The 15,867-nt window shown below is 70.2% G+C and carries 19 protein-coding genes; 8 read left to right on the forward strand and 11 right to left on the reverse strand.

All coding sequences use genetic code 11. The features are described 5' to 3' along the window. Nucleotides 1-26 precede the first annotated feature (26 nt). The gene (locus AB0K73_RS16960; RefSeq protein ID WP_360515705.1) at nt 27-1,106 is read right to left on the reverse strand and encodes an alpha/beta hydrolase; all 1,080 of its coding nucleotides are present in this window, start codon (nt 1,104-1,106) and stop codon (nt 27-29) included. 117 nt (nt 1,107-1,223) lie between these two features. Here AB0K73_RS16960 and AB0K73_RS16965 point away from each other — a divergent pair, with 117 nt between their 5' ends. Further along, nucleotides 1,224-1,703, forward strand: a complete 480-nt coding sequence (locus tag AB0K73_RS16965; RefSeq protein ID WP_360515708.1) for a DUF3806 domain-containing protein — start codon at nt 1,224-1,226, stop codon at nt 1,701-1,703. A 49-nt stretch (nt 1,704-1,752) separates the two neighbouring features. On the opposite strand, the gene AB0K73_RS16970 is transcribed toward AB0K73_RS16965, so the two are convergent. After that, complete coding sequence (locus AB0K73_RS16970) at nt 1,753-3,276, reverse strand: ATP-dependent DNA ligase (RefSeq protein WP_360515711.1); 1,524 nt, start codon at nt 3,274-3,276, stop codon at nt 1,753-1,755. Nucleotides 3,277-3,339: 63 nt separating this feature from the next. On the opposite strand from AB0K73_RS16970, the gene AB0K73_RS16975 reads away from it, so the two are divergent. From AB0K73_RS16975 to AB0K73_RS16990, 4 genes are all read left to right on the forward strand, one after another. Beyond that, complete coding sequence (locus tag AB0K73_RS16975) at nt 3,340-3,660, forward strand: hypothetical protein (RefSeq protein WP_360515714.1); 321 nt, start codon at nt 3,340-3,342, stop codon at nt 3,658-3,660. A gap of 87 nt (nt 3,661-3,747) precedes the next feature. Then, nucleotides 3,748-4,803, forward strand: coding sequence for a 1-aminocyclopropane-1-carboxylate deaminase (locus AB0K73_RS16980; RefSeq protein ID WP_360515717.1), 1,056 nt, complete (start codon nt 3,748-3,750; stop codon nt 4,801-4,803). Between the two features lie 138 nt (nt 4,804-4,941). Next, entirely contained in the window at nt 4,942-5,904 is a 963-nt protein-coding gene (locus AB0K73_RS16985) for an NAD(P)/FAD-dependent oxidoreductase (RefSeq protein WP_360515720.1), read from the forward strand. Nucleotides 5,905-6,023: 119 nt separating this feature from the next. Next, nucleotides 6,024-6,326, forward strand: coding sequence for a DUF4287 domain-containing protein (locus AB0K73_RS16990; RefSeq protein WP_360515723.1), 303 nt, complete (start codon nt 6,024-6,026; stop codon nt 6,324-6,326). Nucleotides 6,327-6,348: 22 nt separating this feature from the next. On the opposite strand, the gene AB0K73_RS16995 is transcribed toward AB0K73_RS16990, so the two are convergent. After that, nucleotides 6,349-7,305 (reverse strand): D-2-hydroxyacid dehydrogenase family protein, encoded by a 957-nt coding sequence (locus AB0K73_RS16995; RefSeq protein ID WP_360515726.1) that lies wholly within the window; start codon nt 7,303-7,305, stop codon nt 6,349-6,351. Between the two features lie 72 nt (nt 7,306-7,377). After that, a complete protein-coding gene (locus AB0K73_RS17000; protein ID WP_360515729.1) occupies nt 7,378-8,130 on the reverse strand; it encodes an SDR family oxidoreductase in 753 nt (250 codons plus the stop codon). A 64-nt stretch (nt 8,131-8,194) separates the two neighbouring features. Here AB0K73_RS17000 and AB0K73_RS17005 point away from each other — a divergent pair, with 64 nt between their 5' ends. Continuing rightward, nucleotides 8,195-8,971, forward strand: coding sequence for an NAD(P)H-binding protein (locus AB0K73_RS17005; protein ID WP_360515732.1), 777 nt, complete (start codon nt 8,195-8,197; stop codon nt 8,969-8,971). Here AB0K73_RS17005 and AB0K73_RS17010 read toward each other — a convergent pair. The 7 genes from AB0K73_RS17010 to AB0K73_RS17040 form a co-directional block, all read right to left on the reverse strand. After that, nucleotides 8,959-9,435: a GNAT family N-acetyltransferase gene (locus AB0K73_RS17010; RefSeq protein WP_360516405.1), complete on the reverse strand. Its 477-nt coding sequence runs from the start codon at nt 9,433-9,435 to the stop codon at nt 8,959-8,961. The two genes, AB0K73_RS17005 and AB0K73_RS17010, sit on opposite strands and share 13 nt — an antisense overlap. Nucleotides 9,436-9,541: 106 nt before the next feature. After that, entirely contained in the window at nt 9,542-10,882 is a 1,341-nt protein-coding gene (locus tag AB0K73_RS17015; protein ID WP_360515735.1) for a serine hydrolase, read from the reverse strand. A gap of 59 nt (nt 10,883-10,941) precedes the next feature. Next, entirely contained in the window at nt 10,942-11,367 is a 426-nt protein-coding gene (locus tag AB0K73_RS17020) for a hypothetical protein (protein ID WP_360515738.1), read from the reverse strand. Between the two features lie 7 nt (nt 11,368-11,374). Beyond that, a complete protein-coding gene (locus tag AB0K73_RS17025) occupies nt 11,375-12,250 on the reverse strand; it encodes an SDR family oxidoreductase (protein WP_360515741.1) in 876 nt (291 codons plus the stop codon). 107 nt (nt 12,251-12,357) lie between these two features. After that, complete coding sequence (locus tag AB0K73_RS17030; protein ID WP_360515744.1) at nt 12,358-12,996, reverse strand: GyrI-like domain-containing protein; 639 nt, start codon at nt 12,994-12,996, stop codon at nt 12,358-12,360. 59 nt (nt 12,997-13,055) lie between these two features. After that, nucleotides 13,056-13,676 (reverse strand): glyoxalase, encoded by a 621-nt coding sequence (locus AB0K73_RS17035; RefSeq protein ID WP_360515747.1) that lies wholly within the window; start codon nt 13,674-13,676, stop codon nt 13,056-13,058. Nucleotides 13,677-13,767: 91 nt separating this feature from the next. Continuing rightward, on the reverse strand, nt 13,768-14,496 hold the full coding sequence (locus AB0K73_RS17040) for a hypothetical protein (RefSeq protein WP_360515750.1): 729 nt from the start codon (nt 14,494-14,496) through the stop codon (nt 13,768-13,770). A 207-nt stretch (nt 14,497-14,703) separates the two neighbouring features. Here AB0K73_RS17040 and AB0K73_RS17045 point away from each other — a divergent pair, with 207 nt between their 5' ends. Both AB0K73_RS17045 and AB0K73_RS17050 read left to right on the forward strand, forming a co-directional pair. After that, nucleotides 14,704-15,393 (forward strand): class I SAM-dependent methyltransferase, encoded by a 690-nt coding sequence (locus AB0K73_RS17045; RefSeq protein ID WP_360515753.1) that lies wholly within the window; start codon nt 14,704-14,706, stop codon nt 15,391-15,393. 64 nt (nt 15,394-15,457) lie between these two features. Continuing rightward, a complete protein-coding gene (locus tag AB0K73_RS17050; protein WP_360515756.1) occupies nt 15,458-15,853 on the forward strand; it encodes a nuclear transport factor 2 family protein in 396 nt (131 codons plus the stop codon). The last annotated feature ends 14 nt before the right edge of the window (nt 15,854-15,867 follow it).

Raw genomic sequence — 15,867 nt, forward strand, 5'->3', positions numbered from 1 at the left:
GCCGAGCTGTGAGCCCGCGGCATCCGCTACCGTGTGTGCGCGTCGAGGAACTCGAGCGTGGCGTCGAGCGCGTCCTGGGCGTCGGCCGAGTCGAGGTGGAACTGGTACTCGTGCGGCAGCTTCGGCTCGTGGTCGGCCGCGAAGAACAGCTCGGTCGTCTCGACGCCGGCGTCGGAGAGCGCGTCGCTCATCGGCACCGACTGGATCCACGTCAGGGCATCGCCGTTACCGCCGCTGATGTAGGTCGGCGGGAAGTCCTCGGTCACGAAGTCGATCGTCGACATCGTGGTTCCGGCGTAGCTCGACGACCAGTCCTTCGTTCCCGTGTACGCCCACAGCGCGACCTGGAATCCCCAGTAGCCGATGCCGTTCAGCTCGGCCATCATGCGCAGGTCGTAGACGCCGCAGTTCAGGACGGTGGCCGCGAGCTGGTCGGCGTCGAGGGCGGGCCGGATGCCGATGAGATGCGCGTACTTCGGATTCGTCGTGAGCACGGCGAGCTGACTGGCCAGTTGCGCGCCCGCGGAGTCGCCGGCGAGCACGATGCGGTCGGGGTCGACGCCAAGCTCGTCGGCCTGCTCGATGATGTACGCGAGGGTGTCGTTCAGCTGTTGCACCGCGGTGGGGTACGTTCCCTCGGGCGCGATCGTGTACTGCAGCCCGATGGTCGTGTAGCCGTGGCTCGCGAGGATCCGCAGGTAGGGCGCCACGTTCCGCTTGTCGCCCGAGATCCATGCACCACCGTGCACCCAGACCACCGTGGGCAGGGGTTCGGTGGCGGATGCGTCGGTGAACACGTCGAAACCCGTGCCGTCGCCGACGGCATCATCGCCGGCCGCGACATCCAGTCGCTCGTCGACGCCGTCGGCGGGAACGTAGTGCTCCATCTCGGTGACGATGGCCGCCGCGTCCCGCTCGAAGAGCGATCGGATGAGCAGCGCCGACGGCCACGGCGAGCTCGAGACGATCACGGTGATGAGGGTGGCCACGAACGCGACGATGAGCAGGGCGAGCGTGCGTCGTCGCGCCTTCGGCGTGAGGAGCGGGCGCGGCGGCAGCGCGGGGTCGTCTCGCGAGGCGGCGCGCACCGCGGTGGATCGAGGCACGAGGTCATCGTGGCATCGCGGCCGCGGTTCGGGTGGCCGACACGGCGACACGGCGGGCGAACGGATGTCGCGGCGCCGCGTCACACGTCCGCCCCGGCCACAGGTGAGAATGTCCGGGTGGGAATCCTCTCCAAGCGTTCCGCCGACGGCGCGGGAACGCGGCTGCCGCGCCTCAGCGATATCGGCGACCCCGAGCGTGACTGGATCACCGCCCACACCGACATCGTCGCCCGGAGCGGCGTCGATGTGGACGACGTGCACGGCCTCAGGGCGTTCTATGATCAGGCGGCCGCCCGCTGGAGGCGTATCAACCCGCCCGAACGCTCCGATCCGAGGGTGCTGATCAATGCGATCGGCACCACGTTCGGCGAGAGCATGGTGCGCAGCACGCCACTCACGTGGATGCTCGCCGAGGACGAGCACGGCACGGAGCTCGCTGTCTTCGAGCCCCGAACCCACACGCTCCTCTACCCCGTGAAGCTCGTGGCTGAGCGCTGGCTGGCCGAGGATGCGGGCGAGTTCCTCACCACGACGTCGGATCAGGTGCTCGCCCGCTTCTCGCGTGGTCGCGCGCACCGGCGGCGCGAGACCCGTTAGGCGCCGACCACGCTGGCCGCAGCCGACCGCGTTCGACCGCCGCCGCGCGTCATCCGCGCAGCAACCCTCGCAGCGTCTGGATCGTGTCGGCGTCTTCGGGCCGCTTGTCGTCGCGGTAGCGCTTGACCCGTGCGAACCGCAGCGCGATGCCGCCCGGGTAGCGGGTCGAGCGCTGCACGCCGTCGATCGCGATCTCGACGACCGTGGTCGGCGCGACCCACACGGTGTTGGCGGTGCGGCGCACCTCGATCTGCGGGAAGTACTCGGTCTGCCACCGCAGCAGCTCGTCGGTGAGTCCCTTGAACGTCTTGCCGACCATCACGTAGTCGCCGGGCTCGCCGAACTCGCCCGTGGGGTCGAGTGCACCGAGGTGCAGGTTCGAGAGCCACCCGGTGCGTCGCCCCGACCCCCACTCGCAGGCGAGCACCACGAGGTCGTAGGTGTGCACGGGCTTCACCTTGATCCAGCTCGACCCGCGTCGGCCGGCGGCATACGGCGACTCGATCGCCTTGACGACGACGCCCTCCTGCCCGGCGGCGAGCGCATCGCGCGAGACCCGTTCGGCGACGTCGGGGTCGGCGGTGATCTCGCCCGGGATGCGGTGGGCCGACGCGATGCGCTCGAGTTCGCCGAGCCTGGTCGACAGCGGCTCGTCGAGCAGGTCGCGGCCGTCGACGTGCAGCACGTCGAAGAACCACGGATGCAGCAGCGTCTCGCGTGCGGCATCCGCCCCGAATCGCGACATCGTCTCCTGGAAGGGACGCGGCGCGCCGTCTTCGTCGAGCGAGAGCGTCTCGCCGTCGAGGATGACCTCGCGCACCGGCATGCGGCGCACCACGTCGACGACCTCGGGCAGGCGGTGCGTCACATCGGCGAGGTTGCGGGTGAAGACGCGCACGTCGTCGCCGGCCCGGTGCACCTGGATGCGCGCGCCGTCGAGCTTGTATTCGACGGATGCCGCGCCCACGACCTCGATCGCCGCGCTCGGCGTCGCGGCGGTCGCGGCGAGCATCGGCAGCACGGGGCGGCCCACCACGAGCCCGACCTCCTCCAATTCGGCCTCGGTGCCGGTGAGCGCCAGGCGCGCCGTTTCGCCGAGGTCGCCCGAGAGCATCGCGGCGCGGCGCACGACCGCGCCGGGGCGACCCGCGGCCCTGGCGATCGCGTCGGTGACGACGCCCTCGAGCGCACCGATGCGCATCTCGCCGAGCAGAACACGACTGATGAAGCCCTGCTCGCGTTCGGTCGCGCGCGCCGTCAGCTCGCGCAGCACCCGACCGCGTTCGGTCGCAGATCCGGCGCCCGCCGTGGCGGCGAGCCGATCGAGCAGGTCGTCGAGCTCGGCCACGGTGAGCGTGGGCGCCGCGGCGCGCTCCCCCATCGCCGCGGCCACGCCGCGCCATCCGACACCGACCCGGCCCTGCCGTGGCTTGCCGACGAGGAACCCCACCGCGGGGGCGATCTCATCGGGCTCGAGGCGGGAAAGGAGCTCGGCGAGCGCGTCGACCTTCGCCAGCCGCGATCGAGTCGCGGTGACGGCGTCGGCGGTGGTGACGAGCTCGTCGAGCAGCACGGAGCCAGTCTGTCACCGCCCACCGACGTGCGGGTGTCGGAGGGCTGGCGTAGCCTCTGGCACATGGACGATCGTGCCAAGGGCCGCGAACGACTCGACGAGCTCGCGCCCGAGCTGCTCGCGAACTCCGAGGTCTCGTGGATGCGCATGTTCGGCTCCGAGGGGCTCTCGGTGCGCGGCAAGGTCTTCGCCTTCGCCGCGCACGACGGATGCCTCGTGGCGAAACTCCCCGCCGCACGCATCGCGGAGCTCGGGCTCGACCACATGGTCATGCGCGGCCGCCCGATGCGGGAGTGGGCGCGCGTGCCGCTCACCGATGACGTCGAACGATGGCGGGCGATCACCGACGACGCGTACGCGTTCGTCCACTCGATCACGCCATAGCGTCTACGGCGCGGGGGTTGGTCACGCCGTAGTCCCACGCGGGCCGCCTGCTTGACACTGGGACGTGCTTCGACTGCAATATATTGCATGCACCACTCTGGCTCCACGAATGAGCACCCCACCACCCTCGCCGACTTCCCGCGTCATCAACTCACCTTCGGACCCAGTCCGATCCATCCGGTCGACCGCCTCCGCGCCCACCTCGGCGGCGCCCGCATCTGGATGAAGCGCGAAGACGTCAACTCGGGCCTCGCGTTCGGCGGCAACAAGACCCGCAAGCTCGAGTACCTCGTTCCCGACGCGCTCGCCAAGGGCGCCGTCACGCTCGTGTCGATCGGCGGCGTGCAGTCGAACCACACGCGGCAGGTCGCCGCCGTCGCCGCGCACCTCGGCATGAAGGCCGTGCTCGTGCAGGAGCACTGGGTCGACTGGCCCGACGCCGTGAACGACCGGGTCGGCAACATCCTGCTGTCGCGGCTCATGGGCGCCGACGTGCGGCTCTCGCCCGCTGGCTTCGGCATCGGGTTCAAGGAGTCGTGGAAGCAGGCGATCGCCGACGTCGAGGCGGCGGGCGGCACGCCGTACCCGATCCCTGCCGGGGCATCCGATCACCCGCTCGGCGGGCTCGGCTTTGCGAACTGGGCGCACGAGGTGGCCGCACAGGAGCGCGAACTCGGCGTGTTCTTCGACGCGATCGTCGTCTGCGCGGTCACGGGGTCGACGCAGGCGGGCATGATCGCCGGGTTCGCCGACCTCGATCAGAACTTCGGCGGGCGGCCGCGGCGAGTGATCGGCATCGACGCGTCGGCGAAGCTCGACGAGACCCGCGACCAGGTGGCGCGCATCGCCCGCCGCACGGCCGAGCTCATCGGCGTCGGACGCGAGCTGCGGGACGACGAGATCACGGTGCTCGAGGGCTGGGCGGGCGATCGCTACGGGGTCCCGGTCGAATCGACCGACGACGCGATGCGGCTCACAGGACGGCTCGAGGGCGTCATCCTCGACCCGGTCTACGAGGGCAAATCGATGGCCGGGCTCATCGATCTCGTCACCGACGGCGAGATCCCGAGGGACTCGAACGTGCTCTACGCGCACCTCGGCGGGCAGCCGGCGATCAACGCCTACAGCGGTCGCTACCACTGAGCGGAACGGATGCCCCGGAACGGATGCGCAGGAGATCGGAGGATGTGCAGGACGATCCCGCGACATCCGTCTTACACATCGTGCGAATTCCTGTACGCCGGCTGACTCCATGCCGAATGGGACTGGCAGAGTTGACGCATGCAGCGAACCGATTGGGACGTCATCATCGTGGGCGGCGGCAGCGCGGGGCTCAGCGCCGCACTGATGCTCGGCCGTTCGCGCCGCCGCGTGCTCGTGGTCGACGGGGGTGAGCCGCGCAACCGTTTCTCCGAGCACATGCACGGCGTGATCGGCCACGACCATTCGTCGCCGCTCGACCTGCTCGCCGCGGGGCGCGCCGAGCTCACGCGGTACGAGGACGTCGTCATCGAGTCGGGCACGGTCGTGTCCGCTGCGCCGCTCGACACCGACACCGACGCCATCGGTTTCGAGGTCGAGCTCGAGGCGGGTGAACGGCACACGGCTCGACGGATGCTCCTCGCCACGGGCCTGCGCGACGAACTCCCCGACATCCCCGGCCTCGCCGAGCAGTGGGGCCGCACTGCCGCGCTGTGCCCGTACTGCGACGGCTGGGAGGTGCGCGACCGTCGCATCGCCGTCATCGCCACCGCCGGGAACACCCACCAGGCGCAGCTCATGCGGCAGCTCTCTCCGCACGTCACGTTCTACTCGCAGGGGGCGAACCTGTCCGCCGCGGCACGCGCCGGCCTCGAGGCACGCGACGTCGCGATCGAGTCGCGTGCGGTCGTCGAGGTCGTCAGTGACGAGACGGGCGGGCTCCGCGGCATCCGCCTCGACGACGGAACCGAGCTCGAGGCCGACGCGATCTTCGTCGCCCCGCGCCCCGTGCCGAACGACCATCTCCTGCGCGAGCTCCGCGCGCGCACCATCCGTCAGGACGGCGTCGACTGGGTGCTCGTCGACCCGTCGGGCCGAACGAACGTGCGCGGACTCTGGGCCGCCGGCAACATCGCGACCGCGCAGTCGTCGGTGCCCGTCGCGATGGCGGCCGGCAACCTCGCGGGCAGCGGCATCAACGGCGAGCTCGTCGAGGAGGACGTCCGCGAGGCCGTCGCCGCGCACGAGCGGGAGAACGGCTGACCAGTCGGTTCGTTTCGATCCACATCGAAAGATTGGGCGAGAGGATGCCCCGGGGTGGATGCTGATGCCACTCGGATGCCGCGGCGGCATCCGCTCCGACGCTCTCGAAGGGACATCGCATGTCGTTCCAGGCATATCTCGACAACATCGAGAAGAAGACCGGCCTCACGCCGCGTCAGTTCATCGAGCTGGCCCACGAGCGGGGCTTCGACGAGACGACCAAGGCCACGCCCATCGCCACCTGGCTCAAGGAGGAGTACGGGCTCGGACACGGCCACGCCATGGCGCTCGTGCACGTCATCACCAAGGGCCCGCACATCAGCGCCAAGCACGTGGGCACCGATGTCACGCACAGCGACCCCAGCGACATGCTGTGGATCGACGGCGCGGCGACGAACCCGGCGAACGCGGCCACGGCGTAGCCGAGCGGATGCCGCGCCGAGCTCAGCCCGTGAGCTCCCGCACCGGCGCGCCCGACGCGAACGCGGCGATGTCGTCCACGGCGTCGCCGTAGAACGTGCGGTAGTTGGCCCGCGTCACGTAGCCCATGTGCGGCGAGCGCAGGACGCGCGTGCCGCCCGGGGCATCCGGTTGCCTGAGCCAGTGATGGGCGGGTAGCGGCTCGACCTCGTACACGTCGAGGCCGAGCCCCGCGATCCAGCGCTCGGCGACCGCCCGGAGCAGCGCGCCCTCGTCGATGATCGGCGCGCGAGAGGTGTTGACCAGCACGGCGTCGCGGCGCATCCGGCGTAGGTCGTCGGCGCTGATCAGACCACGCGTGGTGTCGCTCAGCACCAGGTGGATCGTGACCACATCGGCGCGTTCGAAGAGCTCGGCCTTCGTCACCGCGGTCGCGCCGACTGACGCTGCGCGTTCCTCGGTGAGGTTCGGGCTCCACGCGATGACGTCCATGCCGAATGCCCGGCCGATGGCCGCGACGCGCTGCCCGAGTCGGCCCAGGCCGACGACCCCGAGTGTCGCGCCCTCGAGGTCGCCCGGCAGCGAGGTCTGCCACCCGCCGGCGCGGACGACGGCGTCGTCGTACGCCACGCCTCGAACGAGCTCGAGGATGAGTGCCCAGGCGAGCTCGACGGTCGTCGTGCCACCCCGGGTGCCGCAGACCGTGATGCCGAACTCGTTCGCCGCGGCGACGTCGATCGAAGCGTTGCGCATCCCGGTGGTCACGAGGAGCCGGACGCCGGGGAGGCGAGCCAGCACCGCCCGCGGGAACGGCGTGCGCTCGCGCATCGCGACGACCACGTCGAAACCCCTGAGCGTCGCGACGACCGCGTCGGCATCGCCGAGCTGCTCTCGGAAGACCTCGATCTCGGCGTCGAGCGCCGACCAGTCGGCGACATCCAACGCGACGCCCTGGTAGTCGTCGAGGATCGCGATGCGCATGCGGAGGCCCTTTCGTCAGCCTCAGCGTATGGCCTCGCTGCTTGCGGGAGGACGTGCTGAGCCGACCCCGCGTCAGCGGATCGCCTCGGGGTCGGGCCCGAGGGCAGCGCGTCCGCCGTCGACCGGAATGACGGCTCCGGTCACGAATCCGGATGCCTCCGACAGCAGGAATGCGACGACGTCGGCGACCTCGGTCGCCCAGCCGACCCGACCGAGCGGGTGGAGTGCCGCCATCTGGTCTGCGACCTCTGGTCGCGCCTCCAGGAGCTGGTCGTAGCGTTCGGTCGCGATGGATCCGAGCGCGACCGCGTTGGCCCGGATGCCGCTGGGCCCGTGATCCACGGCGACGGCCCGCGTGAGTCCCTCGATCGCCGCTTTCGCCGTGGCATACGGGAGGGCGCCGGGAACGGGCCTCTGTGCCTGATGCGAGGACACGTTCACGATGGCTCCGCCGCGACCGTGGGCGTGGAAGTGTCGCACCGCGGCGTGGCATCCGGTAACCGCCATGGCCAGGTTCGCCGTGATCAGGTCGAGGATCTCGCGGGCGCCGACATCGAGCAGGGTCGCATCGCGGAACACGGCCGCGTTGTTCACCCAGCCGGTGAGCTTGCCATGATCCTCGGCCCGGCGGGCGGCTTCGGCAGCGACATCCGGATCGGCCGCGCTCCCCGAGACGAGGCTGACGTTCCCGGGGAACTCGACCGGGGGCCCGCTGTCGATGACGACGACATGGCCGAGGCCCGAAAGCCGATCGACGATGGCTCTGCCCACTCCTCCGAGGCCCCCGGTCACGACGAACGACACCTCGGTCTCCGACTCGCTCATGTGCCCATCCTCCACGCACGGGGCCTCTGGTGGTTACCGCTGCCGGACGATACGGTTACGGGCCATGCGCATCGTGGTGATCGGCGGCACTGGCTTCATCGGGAGCCAGGTGGTTGAGTTGCTGCGGACGTCGGGGCACGATCCGGTGGTCGTCGCGCGCTCGACCGGGGTCGACGCCTTCCGGGGTGACGGGCTCGCCCAGGCGCTCACCGGAGCCGACGCCGTGATCGACGCGAGCGACTCGCCGACGAGGGACCCCGATGGCATGATGGCGTTCTTCGCGACATCGGCTCGGAACATCGCGGCGGCCGAGACCGCCGCGGGCGTCGGCCACCACGTGCTGTTGTCGATCGTCGGAATCGACCGTGTGCCGAACAGCGCCTACTACCGTGCGAAGCTCGCGCAGGAGGAGGCCGCGCGCACGGCCCGCGTGCCCGTCACCGTGCTCCGCGCCACGCAATTCGCGACCTTCGGGCGGCAGATCGCCGACCGGGCGACGATCGGCGGTCGTGCGGAGGTGCCTCCCGTGCTCGTGCAACCGGTGGCCCCGGCGGAGGTGTCGGCCGAGCTGGTGCGGCTCGTCGTGGAACGCGCCCCCGCGGGCACGGTGGAGATCGCCGGTCCCGAGGTCGTCGGTCTCGACGACGTCATGCGGGGCACGTTCGAGATCCTCGGCGACGCTCGCATGGTGGAGACGGTGGCGACGTCGGCGCTCATGGGCACGGACGGGGCGCCCGAAGGAGCGCTCATCCCTGACCCGGCGTCGGGACATCCGCTCACGATCGGGCGAATCGGATGGCGCGACGCGCTGGCCGAGGTGGCGGCGAGTCAGACTTCCTGAGCGGGTTCGAGTTCGAGGGTCATGAAGACGCTGTTCGGGTCGAGGCGGTAGTCGCCGAACGGACCGGACTCGCGGAACCCGTACTTCGCGTAGAGGGTGCGCGCCGGCCGGAAGAACTCCTGCGACCCCGTCTCGAGGCTGACGCGACGGTATCCGCGACGCGTCGACTCGGCGAGCACGTGCTCGAGCAGCCTGGCACCGAGGCCACGGCCGCGCGCGGCGGCATCGGTGCGCATCGACTTCAACTCCCCGTGACCTGGCTCGAGCTCCTTCAGGGCGACGCAGCCGAGCAGTCGGTCGCCCTCGGCGATCGTCCAGAAGGTCACCTCGGGAACCGAGAGTCCCGAGACGTCGAGCGCATGGACGCTCTCGGCAGGCGAGGTCGCGAACATGTCGGTGAGGTGGTCGGTGAGCAGGCGGATGACCCGTTCATCGGCGAGGTCGCCCGGCTGGATCTCGGTCACGGTCGTCACCCGACCATTCTGCGCCGAAGCATGTTTCCGATTCGTGACGTCGCACCACTCCGGCACTCCGGCACTCCCGCACTCCGGCACTCCGGCACTCCGGGCCCTACCTGAGCGCCGTGATCACCTCGTCGACGAGCCGCACGACCGAGGGGTCGATGTCGGCGCCCGGCGTGAAGCCCATGCGCACCACGACGAGGTCTTCCGACGGCACGATGAGCATCTTCTGTCCGTCGTGGCCGGCGGCGTAGAACGTGTCCTCCGGCAGCTCGCGCCAACGCAGCTCGCCATGGAGCATCACGTTGCCGCGCCATCCCATGCCGGCGCCGGGGTCGTCGGTCTCGACGACGTCCACAACACGGAGGCTCTGTTCCATCCAGTCCTCGGGCAGCAACTGCTCCCCGTTCCACTCCCCGTTCTGCAGCGCGAACTGGCCGATCGCGGCCCAATCGCGCGGAGTCGCCCACAGGTACGACGAGCAGACCGGTGTGCCCGCGGCATCCGCTTCGAAGATCGCCGACGTGAGACCGAGCGGGCCGAGCAGTTCCCGTCTGGGAAGGTCCGCATCGACCCCCGCACGCTCGCTCAGCACCGAGCAGAGCACGTTGGTGCTGCCGCTCGAGTACTGCTGAATCGTGCCCGGCTCGTGCGCGAGCGGCAGGCTCGCGACATATGCGCCCATGTCGGGCTCGAGGTACAGCATGCGGGTGATCGGCGTGCCGAGGTCGTAGGTCTCGTCCCATTGCAGGCCGCTCGTCATGCGCAGCAGGTGCTCGATGGTGATGTCGGCACGCTCATCGGTCCACTCGGGGCGGAGGTGGTCGTCGTCGAGCGAGACCACGCCCTGCTCGACGAGCACTCCCGTCAGCAGCGACGCGACGCTCTTCGACATGGACCATCCGAGCTGCGGGGTGTCGGCGTCGAAGCCTTCGGCGTAGCGCTCGGCGATCAGCTCGCCGTCTTTCACGATGACGACGCCACGAGTGCCCAGCAGCCTGGTCTGCCGAGCGGAAAGATCCTCGCCGAAGGCGCCATCGAGCGCCGCCTCGATCTCGGGTGTCACGGCGGGGGCCGCCGCATCCGTGAACGGATTCGCACCGGGCGCGATCGCGGTCGCTTCGCCGAGGTCGGGGCGTTCCTTCGCGAGCGTGCAGCCGAAGCCCTCGGTGTACCAGGCCCGCTGGCGAGCAAGCGAGCTGAGCAGCGAGCCGGCGGTCACCGCGTCGTCGACGTCGACGCGGAGATACGGCACGAGCGGGTTCGACGGCAGATCGGATTCGGGATCGTCTCGTCCGGCGACCTGCGTCACCGCGCAGGCGTTGTGCGCGGCATAACCGGTGGCGGTCAGGAGAATCGGCTGCTGCCACGCGTACACTCCGGCGAACGCGGCGATCAGCACCAGGGCGAGGACGGCGACGACGACGACCACACGACGGAGTATGCGCACCTGCGGATGCTATCCGAACGACGCGCCACACGTACCGGGTGACCACCGGCGTGCTCGGATCAGCGGCCGAGCAGCGAGTTCAGCCAGCCCGGCCCGGCGACGAGCACGCCGTCGGCGAGGCGGGCGCGAAGGCCGCGGTCGGCGGTGACGACGAGGACGCGAGCACCCGAGCCGTCGGCGAGCGCCTCGTCGGCAGCCGCGACGATCGAGCTGTCGCCATCGGTCGGCGCCTGCACCACGTCGACACCATCGGGAGCGGTGGCCGCCTTCGCCGCCCCCTCGACCACGGCGATGATCCGCGCGATGCGGAGCGCCTCGCCGTCGGGCCCCGCGACGTCCTGGTCGACAAGCCCGGGAAGACCCGCGAGCAGTCGGGTCGCCGCGCCCGGGCGATCCTTCCACCAGCCGTCAGGACGCGACCCCATGACGTTCGCCACGTCCACCACGACGGTGACGAGCCGAGCGGATGCCGCGTCGTGAGTCATGCGGGGATCATCCCACGGTGGGGAGCCCGACGAGGGCGGCACTCTCCTGCCAGAGGCGCGCGGCAGCTCGAGTGTCGTACGAGGCGGGATTGGAGCGCTTGGCCTCGCGGTTGGCGAAGTACCGCCCCGTCACGCCTTCGACCTCCGCCGACGCCGCGAGGAGGATCGGCGTGGCCGCACCTTCGGCCGGGCTCTTCATGAAGAGCCGCGCCAGCCCGCTCATCATCGAGAAGAACCGCGCCTGGTCCTCAGCGCCGAAGTCCGTTCGGGTGACGCCGGGGTGCAGGACGTTCGCGGTCACCCCGGTGCCCTCGAGGCGACGGGCGAGCTCGTAGGTGAACATGACATTGGCGAGCTTCGACTGGTTGTAGGCCCGTTGCCCCGAGTACGTCCGCTCGCCCTGCAGGTCGTCGAAGTCGATCCGTCCCATGGACTGGGCACCCGACGAGACCGTCACCACCCGCGAGGGGGCGCTGGCTTCGAGCCGCTCGCGCAGCAGGTTGGTCAGCAGGAACGGGGCGAGATGGTTGAGCGCGAACGTGTGCTCGAGCCCATCCGCCGTGGTGTGACGGTGCGCCCAGAATCCGCCGACGTTGTTGACCAGCACGTCGAGCCGAGGGTAGGCCGCGAGCACCTCCGCCGCGAGCCGTCGCACCTCATCCTGCGAGGACATGTCCGCGACGAAGACGTCGACCGCGGGATTGCCGGAGGCCGAGCGGATGTCGTCCGCCGCGGCCGCGGCTCTGCTGGCGTCGCGGCCCACGATGCCGACTCGGGCGCCCAAGCGAGCGAGCCCGGTGGCAGTGGCCTTACCGATCCCGCCGGTGCCGCCGGTGACGAGGACGGACCTGCCGGCCATCGTGGCACCCGTTCGCTCGGTCATCGCTGACTTCCCTCACTGCGTACCGTCAGTATTGCCCGTGCGCGACGCGTCCGACATGCTCGGGTCATGCGCCCTCACGCACGACGCCGATGCGGCCGGCGCCGGGCTCACGCCGGGCGCACCGGCTGCCGCAGGATCGTTCGGAGCTTCTCGGGTGCGGTGCGGCGGGCGTCGCTGAGGTAGACCTCGTGGTGATCGCCGTTGAAGGTGAGGCCCTGCTGCGGCATCCACTCGTGATGCAGCCGCGCGAGCGTCGGCGTTTCCTCGTCGTACGAGCCGATGTGCAGGATCTGCGCCGAACGCCCCTCGCGGAGCTCGCGCACGTGCAGAAGGTCGAGCGCGGGCGAGGGCCGGTCGCCCTTGGCACGAACGGCCGCGACGGCGTCGACCACGAGAGCCTCGTCGATCCAGTCGGGCTGGGCAATGAGCATCGTCCAGCTCCACGCGTCCTTCTGTCGGGTCACGAACGTCTCGGGATCGTCGGCGCGCCACAGCCCCTCGAGCGGCGCGACCACGAAGTCGCGACCGAGTTCGCGCTTGCTGCGGAACTTCAGCGTGTAGGCGACGCTGAACAGCGCCTCGACGGCCTCGGCGTACTCGGCCGCCGTGTTCGGGTCGCCCTGCCCGTCGATCGCGAGATACGTCATCGGCGGCACGTCGACGATCGCGAAGTCCCGGGCGGATGCCCCGTACAGCTCGCGCCGGTCGCGCTTGACGTCGTACTTCTCGTTCGCGGATGTCCCCATGCGCGTACGTTACGACAACCAACCGTCAGCCGCTGGCCGGTTCAGGCGGATGCCGCCGCTCACGACCACTCGAACCCGTCGGGATCGGTAAACGAGCCGGCGTCGGCGTTGACCTGGATCCGGTGCGAACCCGAGCCTTCGGGCGAGACGCCGGCCGACTTGGCGAGCGCGCGCCGCTTGTAGAGACCGAGGCCGATCGGGCTGGACGGCGTGGCGAAGTCGACGTAGCTGCCGAAGCTCTTCGCGACCGAGAGCCCGCGGGCGGCGTAGAACCGCTTGCTCGCCGCCACGTCCTCGGCGCCGAGCAGCAGGACCATGTTGTCGAACGTGCGGGTCACCGGCGCGGTGTCCTTCTTCGCGGAGGTCGCGAGGTTCCAGATCGCGCCGTCAGGCGCCTGCACCACGCCCCCGAAGCCCCAGAACGACTTCTCGACCGGCTTGAGCACGGTCGCACCGGCGGCGACGGCAGCGTCGAACAGCGCGACCACGTTGCCCGGCTGCGCCGCGACGAGCGACATGGTGAATCCGCGGAACCCTTCGGTCGGGCTCTCGGCGGGGCGCGTGCGCACCCGGTCCACGCCGAATGCCTCGCGGTAGAAGCGCTCGGCGGCCCCGGGGTCGGCGGCCTCGAGTGTGATTGATTCGATGGACGTGAGCGTCGTGGAGTCGGTGGTGTTCATGTCACCGAAGGTACGCGCGGCCACCCGCAGCCGCTTCTTGATTCCTGCTCGATCGTTGCGCGACAGCCTCCGCGACCTGAGACCCGGTGGGTCAGTGGGTCGCGGCCCAACTCTGGAGCGTCGCGAGCGTGATACCCGACCGGGTGTCGGTCTTGCCGAGGCCGAGCTTGCTCGCGATCTGGAGTGCGGAGCATCCGCCGGCGTCGATCACGGTGATGCCGGCCGACGTGCCCGCACCGTCGACGAACCGACCGGACGACAGCGCGTAGTACCGGCCGGTGACCTTGCGCTTGATCGCGTCGGGAAGGGTGGTGCCGGCGCAGGCGTCGGCGGAATTCGCCACGCCATCGCGGTCGGCGTCGGTGGTGGTGGTGCCGGTCGAGCCTGAGCCCGTCGAGCACGTGAACGTCCAGGTGATGCTGCTGGGGCGGGTGCCGGATGCCTCGAGCGACCAGCCGAGGCCGTAGGTCCCGTCATTCGGGGCCTTGAACTGCAGCCCCGACGTGGCCGGCGCCTCGTAGAAGTTGATCGTCATGCCCGTGCCCACGCTGAGGATGATCGTGTCGCCGACACGCGCCGGTGAGACCGTGACCCCGATCACCTCGGCCGCCTTGAGCGAGACGGGGCTCACGCTGACGGTGTTGGCGGTCACGGTGCGTCCGTTGAAGTAGCCGCAGGTGTACGACGTCGTGGTCGCCTGACTCGAGGCGGGCTGGGACTTCGCGGCTGACGCTGGTGCGACGGCCGTCATAGTGGCCAATGCCAAGCCGATCGCCGCGCCCACGGCGGCCAGACGGCTGATGCGTGCACGTGCTCGCATAGGGGGGAACCTCGCTCTCCGGTCGCGATGTCACCGTTGACACCGTGCCCTGCGGGCGCGACACATGCCCCTGCCTATCAGACGATGCCGGACGCCGCCACTCAGCGGACCTCCCGATGGGCGATTCGCGTTTGCCGAACTGGCAATCGAAGGTGCCGATCGGCGACCCGTTCCGTAACCTCAATCAGCAGCGGAAGGAGTATCCCGATGAGTCGAAACGATCGCCCGCCCGGCGACCACCGGTCCGGCGACCACCGGCCCGGCGAAGCGCAGCACGCCGCGCCCGACTACTTCGAGCCGTCGAGTTGGGAGGAGCGATACTCGGGCGACGAGAAGGTGTGGAGCGGGAATCCGAATCCGCAGCTCGTCGCGGAGGCGTCGGGCCTGACCCCGGGCACGGCACTCGACGTCGGCTGCGGCGAGGGCGGCGACGTGCTCTGGCTGGCCCGACAGGGATGGCGGGTGACCGGAGCCGACTTCTCGGCGAACGGGCTCGCGCGCGCGGCCCGGCACGCCGAGGAGGCCGGGGTTGCCGACCGTACCGACTGGTGGCAGGTCGACGCCAGAACCTTCGCCGCGGACGGCCGATCGTACGACCTGGTCACGACGCACTACCTGCATCCGCCGGATGCCGGAATGGTCGACGTGGTGCGCCGGCTCGCCGAGGCCGTCGCACCCGGCGGACACCTCCTGGTGGTCGGGCATGCGCCGTCGGAGGCGTTCACGCACCTGACGGCCAGCCATCGCAAGGCGATGTTCCTCGCCGAGGATCTGCTGCCTGCCCTGCCGGATGACTTCGAGCCCCTCGTGGTCGAGCAGCGGGGACGCACGGTGGTCCGCGATGGCGCGAGCGTCGACATCGCCGACTCGACGCTACTCGCCCGCCGCGCACGGTGAGTTCGTCGGTGCGCCCGTCGAGTCCGCCATTGTGCTGGGCGCCGAGCCGCGCCATCCTGAACGCATGAGTGACGGTGACGACTTCCTGGCCTGGGTGAACAGCACGCTCCTCGACGCCGAGCGAGCCCAGTTCGACGGCGATGACCGCCCTCGGCGCGCCATCTGGTCGAAGACCGAACCCGTCAGCGTGCTCGGAGCCTGGCGGAGCGGCATCGGCCGAAGCGATGTCGTGGGAGCCTTCGAGGTGGTCGCATCGAACTTCTCGGGCTGCACCGACTACTCGCTCGACCTGATCTCGTTCGATGTGATCGGCGACATGGCCTACACCGTCGGCTACGAGCGCATCACCGCGACGGTCGACGGCAGACCACGCACCTTCACCATCCGCGCCACGCAGGTGTACCGACGCGAGGACGGGGAGTGGCGGGTCGTGCACCGGCACGCCGACTCGATCGCGTAGACCGCGGACTTCGC

Source organism: Agromyces sp. NPDC052230 (genome assembly GCF_040679595.1).
Classification (GTDB): Bacteria; Actinomycetota; Actinomycetes; order Actinomycetales; family Microbacteriaceae; genus Agromyces.

Excerpts from the sequence above, each read along its gene's own strand:
- AB0K73_RS16995 (WP_360515726.1), bottom strand. The coding sequence starts at position 7,305 with ATGCGCATCGCGATCCTCGACGACTACCAGGGCGTCGCGTTGGATGTC.
- AB0K73_RS16985 (WP_360515720.1), top strand. The coding sequence starts at position 4,942 with ATGCAGCGAACCGATTGGGACGTCATCATCGTGGGCGGCGGCAGCGCG.
- AB0K73_RS17025 (WP_360515741.1), bottom strand. The coding sequence starts at position 12,250 with ATGACCGAGCGAACGGGTGCCACGATGGCCGGCAGGTCCGTCCTCGTC.
- AB0K73_RS17020 (WP_360515738.1), bottom strand. The coding sequence starts at position 11,367 with ATGACTCACGACGCGGCATCCGCTCGGCTCGTCACCGTCGTGGTGGAC.
- AB0K73_RS16975 (WP_360515714.1), top strand. The coding sequence starts at position 3,340 with ATGGACGATCGTGCCAAGGGCCGCGAACGACTCGACGAGCTCGCGCCC.
- AB0K73_RS17050 (WP_360515756.1), top strand. The coding sequence starts at position 15,458 with ATGAGTGACGGTGACGACTTCCTGGCCTGGGTGAACAGCACGCTCCTC.
- AB0K73_RS17045 (WP_360515753.1), top strand. The coding sequence starts at position 14,704 with ATGAGTCGAAACGATCGCCCGCCCGGCGACCACCGGTCCGGCGACCAC.
- AB0K73_RS17000 (WP_360515729.1), bottom strand. The coding sequence starts at position 8,130 with ATGAGCGAGTCGGAGACCGAGGTGTCGTTCGTCGTGACCGGGGGCCTC.
- AB0K73_RS16980 (WP_360515717.1), top strand. The coding sequence starts at position 3,748 with ATGCACCACTCTGGCTCCACGAATGAGCACCCCACCACCCTCGCCGAC.
- AB0K73_RS17040 (WP_360515750.1), bottom strand. The coding sequence starts at position 14,496 with ATGCGAGCACGTGCACGCATCAGCCGTCTGGCCGCCGTGGGCGCGGCG.
- AB0K73_RS17005 (WP_360515732.1), top strand. The coding sequence starts at position 8,195 with ATGCGCATCGTGGTGATCGGCGGCACTGGCTTCATCGGGAGCCAGGTG.
- AB0K73_RS17035 (WP_360515747.1), bottom strand. The coding sequence starts at position 13,676 with ATGAACACCACCGACTCCACGACGCTCACGTCCATCGAATCAATCACA.
- AB0K73_RS16990 (WP_360515723.1), top strand. The coding sequence starts at position 6,024 with ATGTCGTTCCAGGCATATCTCGACAACATCGAGAAGAAGACCGGCCTC.
- AB0K73_RS17030 (WP_360515744.1), bottom strand. The coding sequence starts at position 12,996 with ATGGGGACATCCGCGAACGAGAAGTACGACGTCAAGCGCGACCGGCGC.